Genomic DNA, 16,613 nt, shown 5'->3' with positions numbered 1-16,613 from the left:
ATTCTAAATTTAAATATTTGTATTTTTACACACTAAATCATTCTTATGAAAATTGAACAAATTTACACCGGATGTCTTGCGCAAGGTGCTTATTATATAGAAAGCAATGGTGAAGTTGCAATTATTGATCCGTTAAGAGAAACACAATCTTATATCGATCAAGCGACAAAAGACAATGCTAAAATCAAATACATTTTCGAGACGCATTTTCATGCAGATTTCGTTTCTGGACATCTAGATTTAGCTCAAAAAACTGGTGCTACAATTATTTATGGTCCAACTGCAGAGCCAAATTTTGATGCACATATCGCAACAGATGGCGAAGTTTTTTCTTTAGGAAATATCACCATTACAGCTTTGCACACGCCAGGTCATACGATGGAAAGTACAACGTATTTATTGAAAGATGAAAACGGTAAAGATTATGCAATTTTTACAGGAGATACTTTATTTATTGGTGATGTTGGTCGTCCAGATTTAGCTCAAAAATTAAATACAGATTTAACGCAAGAAAAATTAGCAGGTTATTTATTTGATTCGTTACGAAACAAAATAATGCCTTTGGCTGATGATATTATCGTATATCCTGCACATGGAGCGGGTTCTGCTTGTGGAAAAAACATGAGTAAAGAAACTTTTGACACATTAGGAAATCAAAAACAAGTAAATTATGCTTTGAATCCTACTATGACAAAAGAGGAATTTATTACTGAATTAACGTCAGGATTAATGCCTCCTCCATTCTATTTTCCAGAAAATGTAATGATGAATAAATTGGGTGTCGAATCTTTGGATGTTGTAAAAGAACGTGCAAATAAAGCTTTATCTCCAGACGAATTTATTCAAGTTGCGGAAGACACAAATGCCTTAATTTTAGATGTTCGCGATCCACAAACTTTTGCCGCAGGATTTATTCCAAATTCTATCAATATCGGAATTAAAGGAAATTTTGCACCTTGGGTTGGAACATTAATTACAGATATCAAACAGCCTATTTTGTTGATTGCAGAAGTTGGTCAAGAAGAGGAAACGGTAACGCGTTTGGCTCGTGTTGGATACGACAATGTAATCGGATTTTTGAACAATGGTTTCCAAGCTTGGGTTGAAGCAGAGAAAGATTTTGATGAAATTGTTTCGGTTTCTCCAGAAGAATTTGCAGAGTTAGTTGACGAAACTGAATTAAAAGTTTTGGACGTTCGTAAACCAGGTGAATACGAAACTTCTCACGTTGAAGGTGCGATTACAGCTCCATTAGATTTCATCAACGAATCAATGAAATTAATCGATCCAGAGGAAACCTATTTAGTACATTGTGCAGGAGGATATCGTTCGATGATTTTCACTTCAATTTTACGCGCTCGTGGTTACGAAAATTTGATTGACGTTGCTGGAGGTTTTGGTAAAATAAAAGAAGTTGAAGGTGTAAAAATTGTAGAAGGAACTTCGCCTTGTCAATCAGGAAATAATTCTTGTTCAACGAAATAAACAATTTATTTTAAAAAATAACGTTATAGCCTTGTGATAAACAAGGCTTTTTTTATATTCGTCATCTAAATTCATCCAATGAAAAAATTGTTATTCATCGCCACTCTTTTTACATGTATTACCGCTTTTGCTCAACAGAAAATACATGGAGCTGAATCGTTTGCATTAACTATTCCGAAAGATTTTCAGCGTACAGTTGGGTTAAATGATTATGCAACTATTCAATTTGAAAGTCTTGCTCCAAAGCCAAATTCGTATGGTTTTGTGATTTTTGAGCACAAAGATGAATTAAAATTGGCAGATTCTAATTTGGATATGATTGATTATACGCTAAATTCTATCGAGCCTTACACAACACAAAAAGGGTTTAAATACATCAAAAAACCATATGTAGCTTACGAAAAAAGATTCAATTATGCTTATGCCGAATTTGAAACAAATGAACCAGAATCTGGGCATATTTATTTCCTACAAACTGTAATCGAAACGAAAGAATTTGTCTATCAGATTTTACAATATTGCAGTTTCGAAAATCAAGAAATAATGAAAAGCGATTTTGTAAAAATTGTAAATAGCTTCAAAGTAGAATAATCATAAAAAAACCTTCTTATTACGGAAGGTTTTTATTTTTTTGTTCAATCCAAAGTGACATATATTTTGTACTTTGATGATGATGATGTTGCAAAATTTGACCAATAAAATTTTGATTTCGATGTTGGATTAAATTTTCTTCAATCGATATAATTTTCTCTAAAAAATCAGCTTCAAATTTAGTTTTATTGTAATTTTCGTTCAGAATTTTGATTCCATTTTGTTGAGCAATTTTCCACTCATTCTCATTATTGTAAAGCAAAACAGCTTTCTCTACAAACGCCTCAAAATCATCTTCTACAAAACCATTCCAATCGAAATTATCTTTCATTGCTTCTGCTCCAATCGTTGTCGTAACCGAAGGCGTTCCAGTTTGCATTGCATCTACAAACTTTCCTTTTACACCAGCACCAAAATTAATTGGCGCCAACAAAACTTTGTAATCTGACATCGTTTCTTGTGCATTTTTAGCTCTATTTTTGATAAAAAATCGTTCGGAAGGATTATTCAATTGCAAAACTTTTTGCGTTGCATAAGCACCGTAAATATGTAATTCAGCTTTCGGAAGTTTCTTTCTCAAAATTGGCCAAATTTCCTTTTTTAAGGTTTGAACACAATTAAAATTAGGTTCGTGAATAAAATTTCCGATAAACATAAAATGTTCTCTTTCTTCAAAATTTTTCCAAGAATTGATTTTTTTATTTGTAATTTCATCTTCTAAAAAAGGTAAATAATACAAGATTTTTTTATCAATTTTAAATTGATTTTGTAGAATTTCTATTTCCTTTTTCGAAATCATCAACGATAAATCACAACGTAAAATAGAAGCTATTTCTCGTTTTGCCAAATCTGAAAACAATAAATCTTCTGTAAATTCTATTCCTTTTTTGGTTGCTTCTTGTCGCGCATTTCGTAGAAAATGTAAATCTTCTGTATCCAAAATTTTCAATGCATTTGGACATTCTTTCGAAACGCGCCAACCATATTGTTCTTCAATCATAAAACGATCAAAAAGAACAATTTCAGGATTTAATTCTTTAACAAGATCATCAAAACTTTCATCATTTAACTGAATTTCAACTTCTTTTACTCCTTTCGAAATCAAATCAAAACTATAATCAGATTTTGAAGCAGCACACGCAAAAGTTATCTCAAACTCAGCTTTTTTGAAACAATCAATTAACTGAATCATTCGAGTTCCTGCGGCAGAAGAAGTTGGTTCTGGCCAAACTTGACCAATGATTAATAGTTTTTTCATTCAACAAAATTACGCTTTCTGTTTGTTAATCGGAAGATTAAATATAATGCACCCAATTGGCTTATTTTAATGTAAATTTGCAGCTAAAATTATATAAAATGTCTTATCAAACTGTTTTTGAAGAATTTTTCGAGCAAGTAAAATCAAGTATCAAAGAAGGAACTTTTGCAAAATTGACAATGGCCAAAACTATTGGAGATACTGATCTTAAAAATATTTTTGTTCGTTTACATCTTTTAGAAAATAATGAGTACAATTTTGCCTTCACTTTTCGTTATAAAACCGAAGAAGTTGAGCAATTTCATAGTGTTGACCAGACTTTTTTAATTTTGAGTTCTTACATCAAAAATCCATTTACAAACGCTTTATTATTTACAACTGAAAAAGATTTGATTTTTAAAGTGAATAAAAAAAATGCAGCAAGTTTAACAGAACAAGCACCAACTTTCAAACACGCATCGGATGTGATGTTAGAAATGATTGAAAAGAAAATCATTTAATAGACGATTTTTCACATTCAATCTTTAAACAATATAATTTCGTAAATTTGGACTTAATATTTTTCGAAAAATGCTTGGATTAAAACTTTTGACAGACCCACGTTGGGCTGATATTGCGGAAAGAAATTTAGAGGAAATTTTAACAGATCATGCGTGGTGTGAGCAAAAAGCGGCAACAAATGCGATTACAATGATTGCGTATAATTCTGAACATGACGAATTTATTCAGGAAATGTCAGATATTGCCATCGAAGAAATGCAACATTTCAAAATGGTCGTAGAAATTATTGAGCGTCGTGGATACAAATTAGGTCGCGAGCGCAAAGATGATTACGTTGGTCAGTTGATGAAATTTTGTAAAAAAGATGGTTCTCGTAATATGGCTTTCGTAGATCGTTTGTTATTCGCAGCGATGATTGAAGCTAGAAGTTGTGAACGTTTCAGAACATTATCGCAAAATATTAATGACGAAGAATTAGCAAAATTCTACTATGATTTGATGGTTTCGGAAGCAAATCATTACACAACTTTTTTAAATTTTGCTCGAAAACTTTCCACTGATGTTGATGTGGACAAACGTTGGAAAGAATGGTTGGATTTTGAAGGAAATTTGATTCAATCTTACGGAAATAAAGAAGCGATACACGGATAGAATTTAGATTATAGAAAAAGTGAAATCAAGGTTTGATTTCACTTTTTTATTCAACATAAATCAATCGACAAGGAACGTCTAAATCTTCCGTCAAATAATAACTGCAACACAAGCGGTGATAACCATCTGCAATGATTAATTCGTTTCAGATCGCACCAATAAAATTGGAGAAAGCTTTTTATTTGCTTTTATTTTTTTGAAATTCTCTTGAACATGTCTATTTTCCAAAGGAAGCAAACTCAATTTACTCGCTCTGAAAATGTCTTTGGATTTCTTGATGATTGTTTCGGCTTCCGATAATTTATTTGCAAGCGAAACAGCTATTTCAGGTTTAAAAATTAATTCCAAATAATCTTGCGCAGCAGGAAAATCGTGATCTTCTGGTTCATCTAACCAGATATTTTTGTCTTCTGTTAGGTTTTTCATTCTAATTAAAATTGAAAGGTTTTTATAATTTTATCATCTAATAATTGTTTCATCAACATTTTATGCTGTTTACTTTTACCTCTAACCAACCAAGTTGTAGAAACATTTCCATCTGTAGCATGTTGTTTAGCAACTGAAAATTTTAAATCAAATTTTTTAAACAATGTTTGGCTATATTCATATTCCTCTTTCGACTTTGTGAGAATTGTATAGTTTTTAATTTTATGGTAATCATCAATATAATTTTGAAGATAGGTTAGACCAACCAAAATAATCAAAACGATAACACTTCCCAATAAACCTAAATAAACATAACCCGCTCCAATACACATTCCCAACGACGCGGTCGCCCAAATAGTAGTTGCGGTCGTAATTCCTGCAACTTTATTATCGTCCTTAAAAATTACTCCAGCTCCTAAAAATCCAATTCCCGTGATGATATTTGCTGCCAATCGATCTGGATTTTCTACTCCAATTCGGATCGAAAGAATTGTGAACAAACAAGATCCAAAACTAACTAAAATGAATGTTCTTAATCCGGCAGATTTGTTGCGATATTCTCTTTCCGTACCGATCAAAACGCCAATTATAATCGATATACAAATTAAAATCAAATCATTTTGAATCGATTTTGCTAAAAATTCTTCCATAATCACAGAAATTACAACTTAAATATACAACTTTGATGAATTTTTCACTCTCCAATTTCAAGATAATTGTTTAAATAAAAGCGAAAAAAAACTTAATCATTGAGAAAATGATAAATGACACGAATCATTTTCAAAGCTTTTTATATTTTCGTTAAAATTGAATGAATGAAGAAAATATTAGCCAGTTTTATTGTTTTAGCTAGCTTCGGGGTACAAGCGCAAGAAAGTAATTTCAGGACTTGGAATGCCTTAAATATCAATCAAAAAATCAATAAAGATTTTAATTTTCAGTCGGATATACAATATCGCTCATACGAAGATTTAGATCAATTGAATCAACTTTTGATTCGAGGAGGAATAGGATACAATTTAACCGAAAATAATAATACAATTTTAGCTGGTTACGCCTACATTCAAAACAGAACTCCTACTGCTACAGATGATTATGCTCATAGTCACGAGCATCGTTTGTATCAACAATTTAATACAAAACATGCGTTACAACGTTTTAATTTCGCGCATCGATTTCGTGTTGAAGAACGCTTTTTAGAAAATGATACACAATTTAGATTTCGTTATCAATTGACTGCAACTGTTCCGCTAAATAATGCAAAATTGATCGAAAATACGTGGTATTTGAAAGCATATGACGAGATTTTTCTGCAAGCTGTAAAAGATAAAACGTTTGATAGAAATCGACTTGGTTTAAGCTTTGGTTACGTTATTTCGCCAACTTTCAGTTTGGAAGCTGGTTACATGCTTCAAAGTCTGAAAACATCTCATACCGATCATTTGATGATTGGATTGACGATTAATAATCCGTTTTAGATTTTAGATTTTAGATTTTAGATTTTAGATTTTAGATTTTAGATTTTAGATTTTAGATTTTACATTTTAGATTTTAGATTTTAGATTTTAGATTTTAGATTTTAGATTTTAGATTTTAAGAAATAACGAAAATTTATGTAATCGATTTTCTATTTAATGGTAATTCTTTTTAATTTTTGTTTTGAAATAGTTTATCTTAGAAACATGATTTACATTTGATTATATGAAAATTTCACTAAGTCTTTTAATAATATTTCTACTTTTTTCTGCACAAACAAATGCACAAACCTTCTTCAGTGTAAATCTAAAAAGTAAGGCTGACGTAAAAGTATTTGTGGTAAAGACAGAAGCGCAAGCAGATTTGAAGGTTTTCAAATTAAATTCTTCTTCCAAATCAGACAGTAACAACGGAAAATGGTTTTTCGCAAAATATGAAAGTCAAGCAAAATTTAACATCTACTTTGTAGATTTAGCTAGCCAGGCAGATGTAAAAGTGTTCTTTGTGAAAAACGAAAGTCAAGCTGGTTGGAGAAACAAAAGTAAAATGCATTATTTTTATTGATGAATCGATCTTGTAAAACATGACTACTTTCATTATTAATTCAAATTACTAATTCTATCTTTGGCGAAATTTTAGAATGAAATATTTATTTACTTTTTTACTCTTTAACACAATTTGTTTCGCACAAGAAAATAAAACTGAAACAATGCTGATTTACCCAAAATGCGAAAAACTTGTAAAAAAAGGAAATGAGAGTTTACAAAATTGCTTTTTAGAGAAGTTAGTGAATGAATTGGCAGAATCTGCAACTTATATTCTAAGTAGAGACAAAATTCTTTATGCAGACTTGAAAGTTGAAATCAGATTTATAGTTGATGAAAAAGGAAAGTTTATTTCTTTAGAATATTTTGGTAGTCCAGAAAATCAAAGAATAACCAAAGAAGCTTTTGAACGATATCTTACGAGTTTAGAAAAAAAGAAAAAGACTATTATTCCTACGAAAGACGAAAACGGAGAATTTATCGCAAAATCTTTTAGAATTCCATTTCAATTCAAATACAATAAACAATATATAAATTCTTTAAATTAAAAAATCCGCTCAATGAGCGGATTTTCTGTTTGTAATAAAAATATATCATTTCCTATTATGCCTCACAAGAAGAACAAGAAACTAAGTTTGCAACTAATTCCTTAGAAACTGATTGTGAACGCTGATAGTACAATGTTTTAACACCTAATTGCCAAGCTTCGATCATCAAACGGTTAACTTCCTTCACAGGTAAATCTGGCGGAATATTTAAGTTTAATGATTGTGACTGATCTACATATTTTTGACGAATTGCTGCTTGTTGAACAATTTCTAATTGAGAAATTTCTTTGAATGTTTTGAACACATCTTTTTCCTCTTTTGTCAATTGCTCTAAATGTTGCACAGAACCTCCATTCAACATGATTTCGCGCCAAATATCCTCGTTATCGATTCCTTTTTCACGTAATAATCTTGTCAAATATTTGTTCTTACGCATAAAATTTCCTTTCGATAAACCTGCTTTGTAATAATTAGAAGCAAACGGCTCAATTCCTGGAGAAGTTTGTCCTAAAATTGCAGAAGAAGACGTAGTTGGTGCAATTGCACAAGTTGTCGTATTACGACGACCATAACCTTTTAAAACTTCTGGTTCTCCATAAATACGTGCTAATTCTTCTGAAGCTTTGTCTGCTTTAGATTGAATATGTTTGAAAATTTCTGTTGTGCGTAATTTCGCTTCCATCCCTTCGAAAGGAATCATGTTGCGTTGTAAATAAGAGTGCCATCCTAATACTCCTAAACCTAATGCGCGGTGACGTTTTGCAAAACGATTAGCTGATGCTAAATAATGATTTCCTTCTGTTTTTTCGATGAATTCTTGTAAAACTGCATCTAAGAAGAAAATTGCTAAACGTACAGCTTCTGTATCTTTCCATTCGTCGTATAACTCCAAATTCATAGAAGATAAACAACAAATAAATGATTCATCAGCAGATGAAGGCAACATAATTTCTGAACAAAGATTAGAAGCGTTGATTGACATTCCTAAATCTTTGTAAACCTGTGGTTTATTTTTATTTACGTTATCTGTAAAGAATAAATATGGTAATCCTTTTTCTTGACGTGATTCTAAAACTTTCGCCCAAATTTGACGTTTATCCGCATCTCCATCAATCATTTCTTGCATCCAATAATCTGGTACACAAACACCATAAAATAAATTCTGAATTGAACTTCCGATCGATTTAATTTTCAAAAATTCTTCGATATCATCATGGTCAATATCCAAATAAGCTGCGAAAGCTCCACGACGTGTAGAACCTTGAGAAACCACATTCATCGCAGAATTGAACAATTCCATAAACGAAACAGCACCACTACTCTTTCCGTTATCTGTAATTGCTGCTCCACGCTCACGCAATTCACCAAAATAACCAGAAGTACCACCACCAATTTTAGTTTGCATGATAACTTCTCCTAATTTATGCGTAATTCCTTCAATACTATCTGGAATATGAACATTGAAACAAGAAATTGGTAAACCACGCTCTGTTCCCATATTAGCCCAAATTGGAGATGATAAACTCATCCAACCTCTTTCTATCATTTCTTTGAAAGATTCTTGCAATTCTGGTTTGTATAAACGCTTTGCAGCCGCAGCTGTAATACGATCTATAGCTCCTTCAACTGTTTCTCCTTTCAATAAATAACCTCTATTCAAAATTTGTTCTGATTCAGAGTTTTTCCACCATAATTTTGGTGCTTCACCGTCAAAAAATATGTTTTGAATGTCGTCGTGTGGTATTGGATTGTCCATAGTTTTAGAATTTATAATGATGTGATTTTGTTAAATAATTTTATTTATAGTTGTGTTTTTGATAAAAAGTTTCGACGGTTTAAAATAAATCGTCTGCCGAAATACTTTTGTCGTGTTTAGTATAATCTACTGGTCTTTTTGCGAAGAAATCGTCTAAGCTACTTGCAAAAACTTCTTCTTCAAACCAAGCCATTGGCTTATATTGTTCTTGTGAAATATGAAATATTTTTTTGTAACCAATTTTAGCAATCGCTTCATCAATACGGTATTTCATATAGTTTAATAAATCTGCTTTTGAGTAATAACCAAATTCTCCTTTCTCGAAAATCCAATCTAACATCATTTCTTCTTGATCGATATATCCACGAACAGCAGTTTCTACCCAATTTTGATCTAATTCGTCTGGTAATAATCCTTCTTCACGAATTTTATTAATCAAATAAATTCCAGCATTTGCGTGAATTTGCTCATCTGTAGATGTCCAAGCAATGATATTTGCAGTATTTTTCATTAAACCATCAAAACGTGTAAATGCCAAAATATTTGCAAATTTCGAGAACAACGAACTATCTTCAATAACCAATGCAAAGAACAATAATTTCTCTACAATTGATTTGCTCTCGTCGCGCATAATTTCGCCAACAAATGTATTATAGCTTTTGAAAATTGGATTTTGTAAGGCTACATTAAATTCATCCAAATATCCATTTACCTCCAAAATACGCGAATACGCTTCACTGTGTCTAAACTCACATTCTGCAAAAGTAGCACCTAATCCATTCAATTCTGGTTTTGGAAAATAGTGATATAAATCTCCCCAAAATCCTTTTACCGTTACCTCAACTTGCGCAATTGATAAAATAGAACGTTTGTGAATTTCGCGTTTCGCATCATCTAAATTTGCATGATAATCTTGGATATCCGAAGTAAAATCTACTTCTCCATGTACCCAATATGCTTTTTGGATTGCTTCTGTAAAGGTTAAAATTTCAGGATATTCAAATGGTTTATAATTTACCCTTTTATCAAAAATAGACATAGTTTTTTGGACTTTTTAGATTAATAAACTTTGGTAAAAACGATTTTTTCTTCCAAATAAATTAAAGTTGGTTCTTTTATTTTATTTAGAAATTTGAACCTCAATAGGGTTACATTTTCGTTTCAATTACTCATCGATTCTTTCAAAATTAAGATAAGATTTTACAATTAAAAATTTTGTAATCTTAAAAATTAAAAAGGTTATCAACAAGTTGTTAATTATTTGATTATTAATTAATTATTTTTAAATTTTTATTCGTTATAATTTAATAATTTTTATCAAAATAACAACTATAACTTGGATTAATTTTCTATAATTTAACACAAAAAAAATAGGCAAGCCTTGTTGTAGACTTGCCTAAAGAATATGATTAAATTCTAAATTTTATCTCGCAATATTCACTGCACGCGTTTCACGAATTACAGTTACACGAACTTGACCTGGATAAGTCATTTCGTTTTGAATTTTATCTGAAATTAAGAACGATAATTCAGCTGCTTTTGTATCATCAACTTTATCACTTTCTACAATCACACGCAACTCACGACCAGCTTGGATTGCATATGCTTTTTCTACACCATCAAAGTTAAGAGCCGTAGCTTCTAAATCTTTTAAACGTTGCATATACGATTCCACAACTTGACGACGAGCACCTGGACGAGCACCAGAAATGGCATCGGCAACTTGTACAAGTGGTGAAATTAAAGAAGTCATCTCAATTTCGTCGTGGTGAGCTCCAATTGCATTAACTACATCTGGATGTTCTCCATATTTCTCCGCCCATTGCATACCCAAAATTGCGTGAGGCAATTCAGATTCCTGCTCCGGCACTTTACCAATATCGTGTAATAAACCTGCACGTTTCGCTAACTTAGGATTCAATCCTAATTCCGCAGCCAACGTTCCTGCTAAGTTTGCCACCTCGCGAGAGTGTTGTAACAAGTTTTGACCGTAAGAAGAACGGTATTTCATACGTCCAACGATACGAACCAAATCTTTGTGTAAACCGTGGATTCCTAAATCTAAAATTGTTTTCTTACCAACTTCGATGATTTCGTCTTCGATTTGTTTTGTTGTTTTAGCCACAACTTCCTCAATACGTGCCGGGTGAATACGTCCGTCTGTTACTAAGCGATGTAAAGACAAACGAGCAATTTCACGACGAACAGGATCGAAACAAGAAAGGATAATCGCTTCTGGCGTATCATCAACGATCACCTCAACTCCAGTCGCAGCCTCAATTGCACGAATGTTACGTCCTTCACGACCAATGATACGTCCTTTGATTTCGTCAGACTCAATGTTAAATACAGAAACTGCATTCTCAATAGCTTGCTCTGTACCAATACGTTGAATAGAAGAAATCACAATTTTACGCGCTTCATTTTTCGCATCTAATTCCGCCTCTTCCATAATTTCTTGGATATGAGCTTGTGCTTTAGTTCTTGCTTCGTCTTTTAAGACTTCTATCAATTCAGCACGTGCTTCATCAGCAGAATAATTCGAAATTTTCTCAAGGATTTCTACTTGTTTTTTGTGCATCGTATCCACTTCTTTTTGCTTAATATTAAGCTTTTCTGTACGTGCTTGTATATTTCCTTTCTCAGATTTAATCTGATCTTTTTGTTTCTGAATTTCTGCTAAGTCCGTTTTGATTCTCTCTTCACGTTCTTTTACTTTAAGCTCAGCATCAGCTACTTTTCTTTCACGTTGATTAACAACTTCTTCGTGTTTAGATTTTAATTCTAAAAATTTCTCTTTGGCTTGAAAAATTTTCTCTTTTTTAATGGCTTCACCATCTTTCTCAGCATCATTAATCAAATTTTGTGCTTTGCGAGTTGCTTCGTCAATCAGTTCTTGATTCTGTTTATCAACTGATTTTTTTGATAAGAAATATCCCACCGCTGCACCTATGATTAATGTAACAATTGCAATAATTATTGTCATAATTGGGTCCATAGATTATGTAATGTTTATATATAAAAAAACCTACATTAGTAAAGTATGTTTTGAGTTAACTCCTGTAAACAGGATTTGAGTTAGTCCGTCAGTCAAGTATCCGCTGTCAAATAAATGAACCTAAAAGGTTGCGGCCCGCTTTCCGAACGGTGTTCACTCGGTAACAAAACTAGTGTTGAGTTAACCAAAATAGCTAGAACTAATGTAGGAATATTGTTTAGTGGACAGTTTCACAACTGTCAGAACTTCTCTTATTTTGCGATTGACTGATCAATCAATTCTAATAACTTCGAAATGCGCTCTGTTGTCATTTCTTCATTATCTTTCACCTGCTTTTTCAACTTTGCTTCACGTAAAGCTAACTGAATTGTCACCATTGCAAGTGCGTCTTGTTTGTCAGAAACAGCGTACTTTTGTTCAAATTGTTTCAAAATACCATTTATTTCTTCTGCACAAGAAAGTAACATTTCTTCCTCGTCAGAATTAATCGTCATTGGGTAATGACGTGAAGCAATTTTTATCTCAATTCGTTGAGTTGACATTCTTTTTATTAATTATTAGTTTTAATTTGAGCGATGCACGTATCGACTTCTTTTATTAATTTGTTCATTCTTTGCTTCATCATTTGTTTGTACTCCTGATTTCCGCTCATTGCATTAACGACTTTTAATCGTTTTACCTCCTCATTTAAATTTAAGTTATTCGCTTGCGAATCTCTCAATTTATTTTTCAATCGGGCATTTTCTTCTTTTAGAGAATTGATTTCATTTTGCAATTTTTCCAATTCTTGTATCGAGTTTTCAGCGCCCTTCAATATATCTTTATAATTCCCAAGTTGGCCTAAAACACTTAAAACTTTGTTTTCAAGTTCATTAAATTTTACCATTTTTTCCATCTCCTGAGAATTTCAATTATTCTAGCTTCTATTGCAAAAATAGTATTTTTTTACTTCTAATCAATACAAAAACCTAAATATTATCAGTTTTTTCTTATTCATTTGACAAATAGAGATTTACTTATATTTTTTGTTTCGTTTCTCTATTCTTCACTACTTTCACAACATACTTGATACTAAAAAACAAAAACAATACCGAAAGAATAGTTGGCAGAAATTGACAGAAAACAATCAAAATTGATTTGAAATAATACATTCCATCTTTCCAACTTTGTTTTAACTCATATCCTAAGTTGATTTCTCTATAAGCTTTCAGATCAGTTTGTGGTAAAATATTCGTTACAACTCGTGGTTCTTCTGATAATTGATACGCAATAGTCGCATAAGAAGTCGCATCATTTATCAACGCTTTGTTGACTTTATTTTCGATTTGTTGCGAAATTTTAACTGCTTTATTGTTTTCATTTTTCAACTCATTTTCATATTTCTCAAAGGTCATTTCTTCATTATTAATTAAAATATGATCGATAATAATTCCTTTTTCTACTGCAAATTTGACATGTTCGCGCAATTTATTTGACGGAACTTTTAATTCAATCAAATAAGAGCGTTGAATTTTATCTATTTTCTTCACGCTTTCTTCAGATAATTCAACTATATCCAAAGTTTCTTTGCAAAGCCTTTATTTTAGTGGGTTGGTTACTCATTTCATAGCATTTAGTACAACATAAGTACAACAATTGAAAAAGTATGTTTTAAGTCTTTGTTGAGCATAGATTTTAAGCCATAAAAAACGAAACTTTAACATTTGATCTGGGTTTAAAAATGGGATATTCGAGCATATAAACCGACTTTATTTAACTGAGCAGTACGATTCATCAACTGATATTCTGCTAATTTGGAACAATAATAATCCCTTGATACTTTTGCATATCCATTTTGAAGCAACAATTCATTTAAACATTCGCCTGATTCCAGGATAACATAACCTAATTGCCTATGATAAAAATCGTAGGCATTTTTTATTTCTGTAAGTATGGTTATTCTATCTCCAATACTCAAAACGTTAGTTAGGTAATTTCTTGCCTCCCATCCTAACTCGATCAACAAACTAGCAGGAAGATGCGTTTTTTCTTCATCTATTTTTAATTTTCTATTCTTTCGGATTTCTGGTGCGTCTATTCCGTATAATCGAATTTCTTTTTCTTCTTTCGAAAAAGCGTGTTTCACAACCTTAGTATCTGCATCTTTGATTTCCAATACATTATAAAATGTTTCCAGGTAACAAGGTTCTTTAGCACTGTATTTCATTGTATTGCAATTAGTTACATATTGTCTATACAAATTTAATTATTCAACTTTGTAATAGTATTATTCTCAAATGTTTAACTAATAAATTTAAAGTTATGGCAAGACAAAAAGGACTAATGAAGTACATCGGAACCATTGGAGATGTACGTCATTTTAAAATTAAAGGACAACCTGGCTTTTATGCTGGTATGGTTGGTGGTCCAACTGCTCAGCAGGTGAAATCTGCACCTGAGTTTGAACGTACTCGTGAAAATATGAATGAGTTTGGTGGTTGTGCAAGAACTGGAAAATCGTTGCGTACCGCTCTTTCTCAAGTCATGAGTAAAATGGCAGATAGTCAAGTTACAGGTCGATTGACTTCAGTTATGAAGAAAATCAACTTAGAAGATGGTACAGAAGCCAGAGGTTATCGTAAAGTTGAAGTTTCTACTCAACGCCAATATTTAATTGGTTTTGAGTTTGACAAAAAGCTTTCGATTAATGGTGTTTTTAATGCGCCTTATGATGTGGAACACAACGTTGATAGAAACGAAGCGGAATTTATTGTTGCAGCATTTAATCCTGCTGAATTGGTTTCTGCTCCTGCTGGTACTACACACTTTCGTTTAATTAATGCATTGGCTGTTTTATCGGATTTCTCGTTCAATCCTACAACTGGAAATTATGAGCCTGACGATGCAATTAATAACGAATTAAATGTTGTTGAATACTCGGCTTATATTCCGTTAAATGCTCCGTATACCGGAAGTACGATTTCGGCAGCTTTACCAGGTGCTCCAACTTTAGCAAATAATGTAACGGTTGTTCAGTGTATTGGTATTGAGTTTTTCCAAGAAGTCAACGGAAATTATTATCCTTTCGCCTCTGGAAACTGTCTGAAAATCGAAGATGCTTTTTAAGCGGTTAGGTTGGTTAAGGAGTCTTTTCGATTTGAAAAGGCTCTTTTTTGTTTGATTTAAAATGATTGATTATGCGTGTTAAAATTGTTCGTGTGGCACAAGGAAAACAAAGTACGTTGAGCCATTTATATATTGATGGAATCTTTCAATGTTATTTGTTAGAAGATAAAATACGAGCCGATAAAATACCTAAGCAAACTGCAATACCTACGGGTGATTTTAAATTGATTGTCAATTCTTGGGGAGGTATGAATACCAAGTATAAAAATCTAATGGGTAAAGTTCACGAAGGTATGATTGAAATTGATCAGCTTCCGAATTTTGATTATGTATATATCCATATCGGAAATACGTATTTACAAACTGCAGGATGTCCGTTGACTGGGTTTGGTTTTGAATTGATCAATGGTGATTATCAAGTTACCCATAGTCGTAAAGCTTATGATATGGTATATCCTAAACTTTTGAAGATTGCCAAAAGCAAAGAAAATCAAATTCGAATCGAGAATAATTTTCAATTCTAAAATCAGAAGCTATGGAAAATGAATTGGTTTTAAATGTCCTTTTCGGTTCAGTTTCAAGTTTATTATTGGCAGTGGTTGCTTACTTCATTAAGCAATTACACTCTGATTTTAAAAAAATGGAAAAGGATATTACAGAAGTAAAAACGATGGCTTTATTGATCAAAACTGAATTTAAAAACAGTTATGATTTACTCAGCCAACGTGTCGAATATTTAGAATCAAGAATTACAACTCTTGAAATGTTAAATCTTAAAAATAAACGTGATGAAAAAGGATAGTTTAAATTTAGTTGAGCGTGTAACCAATGAAACACCAAAATGGTTTAAAATCGTTCGTAATGTTGGATTAGCTTTAACTGCGATTAGCGGTACTATCTTAGCTGCTCCGGTTGTTCTTCCGGCAACGGTTATTACAGTTGCAGGATATTTGGCTTTAGGTGGTGCAATCGCCAGTGCTGTTGCTCAAACTGCTGTAAAGATTGATGAAGCAGATAATGATCCAAATAAAAAATAGTCTAAAAAGACCTTATCAGGACTTTCAGGACTTTTTGAAATCTCATCGTAATGGTGAGATTTTTTTATGCGTGATAACTGCACCCAATTATCTATAGAGGTGGAATATGTACGCTTTATCTCCGAAACGAAGTCGGAATGTTGTCGAAAAAGATGAATCAAAATTATAAAATCGAGGAAGTGGTTTTGGTTCAAATTCAATGTTTTTTGAAAAGAAAAGAAAAAAAAAAAAAGAAA

General features: G+C 32.1%; 21 protein-coding genes. 11 read left to right on the top strand and 10 right to left on the bottom strand.

The window, feature by feature from the left end; all coding sequences use genetic code 11:
• Positions 1 to 45: 45 nt before the first annotated feature.
• Together HXZ74_RS15190 and HXZ74_RS15185 are read left to right on the top strand one after the other, a co-directional pair.
• Entirely contained in the window at positions 46 to 1,485 is a 1,440-nt protein-coding gene (locus tag HXZ74_RS15190) for an MBL fold metallo-hydrolase (RefSeq protein ID WP_038335674.1), read from the top strand.
• 78 nt (positions 1,486 to 1,563) lie between these two features.
• Entirely contained in the window at positions 1,564 to 2,076 is a 513-nt protein-coding gene (locus HXZ74_RS15185) for a hypothetical protein (protein ID WP_286476194.1), read from the top strand.
• Positions 2,077 to 2,095: 19 nt separating this feature from the next.
• Here HXZ74_RS15185 and HXZ74_RS15180 read toward each other — a convergent pair whose 3' ends face one another.
• Positions 2,096 to 3,334, bottom strand: a complete 1,239-nt coding sequence (locus HXZ74_RS15180; RefSeq protein WP_286476192.1) for a glycosyltransferase — start codon at positions 3,332 to 3,334, stop codon at positions 2,096 to 2,098.
• A gap of 98 nt (positions 3,335 to 3,432) precedes the next feature.
• Between HXZ74_RS15180 and HXZ74_RS15175 the strand changes: the two genes are divergently transcribed.
• Positions 3,433 to 3,834, top strand: a complete 402-nt coding sequence (locus tag HXZ74_RS15175; protein ID WP_180906228.1) for a hypothetical protein — start codon at positions 3,433 to 3,435, stop codon at positions 3,832 to 3,834.
• Between the two features lie 70 nt (positions 3,835 to 3,904).
• Complete coding sequence (locus HXZ74_RS15170; RefSeq protein ID WP_115001228.1) at positions 3,905 to 4,486, top strand: MiaE family protein; 582 nt, start codon at positions 3,905 to 3,907, stop codon at positions 4,484 to 4,486.
• A 135-nt stretch (positions 4,487 to 4,621) separates the two neighbouring features.
• Here HXZ74_RS15170 and HXZ74_RS15165 read toward each other — a convergent pair whose 3' ends face one another.
• Positions 4,622 to 4,912, bottom strand: coding sequence for a hypothetical protein (locus HXZ74_RS15165; protein WP_280062994.1), 291 nt, complete (start codon positions 4,910 to 4,912; stop codon positions 4,622 to 4,624).
• Between the two features lie 5 nt (positions 4,913 to 4,917).
• Positions 4,918 to 5,562, bottom strand: coding sequence for an MgtC/SapB family protein (locus HXZ74_RS15160; protein ID WP_280062993.1), 645 nt, complete (start codon positions 5,560 to 5,562; stop codon positions 4,918 to 4,920).
• A gap of 165 nt (positions 5,563 to 5,727) precedes the next feature.
• On the opposite strand from HXZ74_RS15160, the gene HXZ74_RS15155 reads away from it, so the two are divergent.
• The 3 genes from HXZ74_RS15155 to HXZ74_RS15145 all read left to right on the top strand — a co-directional run bounded on the left by HXZ74_RS15155 (position 5,728) and on the right by HXZ74_RS15145 (position 7,481).
• Positions 5,728 to 6,390 (top strand): DUF2490 domain-containing protein, encoded by a 663-nt coding sequence (locus tag HXZ74_RS15155; RefSeq protein ID WP_286476190.1) that lies wholly within the window; start codon positions 5,728 to 5,730, stop codon positions 6,388 to 6,390.
• Positions 6,391 to 6,613: 223 nt separating this feature from the next.
• The gene (locus tag HXZ74_RS15150; protein WP_286476188.1) at positions 6,614 to 6,952 is read left to right on the top strand and encodes a 7(1) septoil knot domain-containing protein; all 339 of its coding nucleotides are present in this window, start codon (positions 6,614 to 6,616) and stop codon (positions 6,950 to 6,952) included.
• 76 nt (positions 6,953 to 7,028) lie between these two features.
• Positions 7,029 to 7,481: a hypothetical protein gene (locus tag HXZ74_RS15145; RefSeq protein WP_115001233.1), complete on the top strand. Its 453-nt coding sequence runs from the start codon at positions 7,029 to 7,031 to the stop codon at positions 7,479 to 7,481.
• Between the two features lie 55 nt (positions 7,482 to 7,536).
• Here HXZ74_RS15145 and HXZ74_RS15140 read toward each other — a convergent pair whose 3' ends face one another.
• The 7 genes from HXZ74_RS15140 to HXZ74_RS15110 all read right to left on the bottom strand — a co-directional run bounded on the left by HXZ74_RS15140 (position 7,537) and on the right by HXZ74_RS15110 (position 14,441).
• The gene (locus tag HXZ74_RS15140) at positions 7,537 to 9,237 is read right to left on the bottom strand and encodes a ribonucleoside-diphosphate reductase subunit alpha (protein WP_038335663.1); all 1,701 of its coding nucleotides are present in this window, start codon (positions 9,235 to 9,237) and stop codon (positions 7,537 to 7,539) included.
• Positions 9,238 to 9,316: 79 nt separating this feature from the next.
• Positions 9,317 to 10,276: a ribonucleotide-diphosphate reductase subunit beta gene (locus HXZ74_RS15135; RefSeq protein WP_280048968.1), complete on the bottom strand. Its 960-nt coding sequence runs from the start codon at positions 10,274 to 10,276 to the stop codon at positions 9,317 to 9,319.
• 384 nt (positions 10,277 to 10,660) lie between these two features.
• A complete protein-coding gene (gene rny / locus HXZ74_RS15130) occupies positions 10,661 to 12,223 on the bottom strand; it encodes a ribonuclease Y (protein ID WP_407932367.1) in 1,563 nt (520 codons plus the stop codon).
• 263 nt (positions 12,224 to 12,486) lie between these two features.
• On the bottom strand, positions 12,487 to 12,777 hold the full coding sequence (locus HXZ74_RS15125; RefSeq protein ID WP_038335658.1) for a cell division protein ZapA: 291 nt from the start codon (positions 12,775 to 12,777) through the stop codon (positions 12,487 to 12,489).
• 8 nt (positions 12,778 to 12,785) lie between these two features.
• The gene (locus HXZ74_RS15120; RefSeq protein ID WP_019975371.1) at positions 12,786 to 13,130 is read right to left on the bottom strand and encodes a hypothetical protein; all 345 of its coding nucleotides are present in this window, start codon (positions 13,128 to 13,130) and stop codon (positions 12,786 to 12,788) included.
• 121 nt (positions 13,131 to 13,251) lie between these two features.
• Positions 13,252 to 13,794 (bottom strand): hypothetical protein, encoded by a 543-nt coding sequence (locus tag HXZ74_RS15115; protein WP_286476187.1) that lies wholly within the window; start codon positions 13,792 to 13,794, stop codon positions 13,252 to 13,254.
• Between the two features lie 155 nt (positions 13,795 to 13,949).
• The gene (locus HXZ74_RS15110; RefSeq protein ID WP_286476186.1) at positions 13,950 to 14,441 is read right to left on the bottom strand and encodes a thermonuclease family protein; all 492 of its coding nucleotides are present in this window, start codon (positions 14,439 to 14,441) and stop codon (positions 13,950 to 13,952) included.
• A gap of 95 nt (positions 14,442 to 14,536) precedes the next feature.
• Here HXZ74_RS15110 and HXZ74_RS15105 point away from each other — a divergent pair, with 95 nt between their 5' ends.
• From HXZ74_RS15105 to HXZ74_RS15090, 4 genes are all read left to right on the top strand, one after another.
• Positions 14,537 to 15,340, top strand: coding sequence for a hypothetical protein (locus HXZ74_RS15105; protein WP_286476185.1), 804 nt, complete (start codon positions 14,537 to 14,539; stop codon positions 15,338 to 15,340).
• Positions 15,341 to 15,411: 71 nt separating this feature from the next.
• The gene (locus tag HXZ74_RS15100; RefSeq protein WP_219035175.1) at positions 15,412 to 15,864 is read left to right on the top strand and encodes a DUF5675 family protein; all 453 of its coding nucleotides are present in this window, start codon (positions 15,412 to 15,414) and stop codon (positions 15,862 to 15,864) included.
• Between the two features lie 11 nt (positions 15,865 to 15,875).
• Positions 15,876 to 16,142: a hypothetical protein gene (locus tag HXZ74_RS15095; RefSeq protein ID WP_068599396.1), complete on the top strand. Its 267-nt coding sequence runs from the start codon at positions 15,876 to 15,878 to the stop codon at positions 16,140 to 16,142.
• A complete protein-coding gene (locus tag HXZ74_RS15090; RefSeq protein ID WP_038335651.1) occupies positions 16,129 to 16,377 on the top strand; it encodes a hypothetical protein in 249 nt (82 codons plus the stop codon). The genes HXZ74_RS15095 and HXZ74_RS15090 overlap by 14 nt, the downstream gene beginning before the upstream one ends.
• Positions 16,378 to 16,613 lie beyond the last annotated feature (236 nt).

Origin of the sequence: Empedobacter sp. R750 (genome assembly GCF_030324345.1) — a bacterium.
Lineage (GTDB): Bacteria > Bacteroidota > Bacteroidia > Flavobacteriales > Weeksellaceae > Empedobacter > Empedobacter falsenii_C.
This window is presented reverse-complemented; position numbering and strand designations above follow the sequence as displayed.